General features: G+C 60.2%; 1 protein-coding gene. It reads left to right on the top strand.

Annotated elements, in window-relative coordinates:
- The coding region (tnpC, locus tag QD461_RS36650; protein WP_414091638.1) for an IS66 family transposase at positions 1-845 on the top strand (845 nt) is incomplete at both ends.

The following is an 845-nucleotide window of genomic DNA, read 5'->3' as shown; positions in this document are numbered from 1 at the left end:
ACGCGCTCCGAGCGACTGCGGCTGGCGATAAACGACGAGCAGATAGACTTCGCTTTTGAGGAGGTCGAGACTGGCCTTGCGGCGATTGACAGCGAGCTCGGCCAAGTGGGCAAAGAGCGGCCAAAAAGGGAGGCGCGGCCACGCAAAGGTTTTGCCGCCCATCTCGAACGCATCGAGGAAGTGATCGAGCCGGAGATCCCCGACGACTGCCAAGGCTTGGAAAAGGTTCTGATCGGCGAGGACCGATCCGAGCGGCTTGATGTCATACCGCCGAAGTTCAGGGTCATCGTCACACGCCGCCCGAAATATGCCTTCCGCGAACGTGACGGCGTGCTGCAGGCTTTGGCGCCCGCGCATATCATCGAAGGTGGGCTGCCGAGCGAACGGTTGCTGGCCTATATCGCCGTGTCGAAATACGCCGATGGTCTTCCGCTCTACCGGCAGGAGGCGATCTATCTGCGCGACAGCGTGGTTCTCAGCCGCTCTTTGATGGCCCAATGGATGGGGCATCTGGGCTTCGAGCTGCGGATCTTGGCGGATTACATCTTGGAACGCATTAAAGCCGGAGAGAGGGTTTTTGCAGACGAGACCACCTTACCGACGCTGGTCCCCGGCTCTGGTAGAACGATGAAGGCGTGGTTATGGGCCTACGCTTGCGATGACCGACCGTTTGGCGGGTCTGGCCCGCCGATGGTTGCCTATCGCTTCGAAGACAGCAGGGGTGGCAAGTGTGTCGCGCGTCATCTCGCCGGGTTCAGCGGCATCCTGCAAGTGGATGGGTACTCGGCTTATACCAGCATGCTCAAGGAGCGCGCCAAGTCCGGCAGCAATGAAACGATCAAGCT

Origin of the sequence: Rhizobium sp. BR 314 (assembly GCF_047445805.1) — a bacterium.
Taxonomy (GTDB): Bacteria; Pseudomonadota; Alphaproteobacteria; order Rhizobiales; family Rhizobiaceae; genus Rhizobium; species Rhizobium lusitanum_B.
Note: the sequence above shows the minus strand (reverse complement) of the source record. Positions and strands in the feature narration are given on the sequence as shown.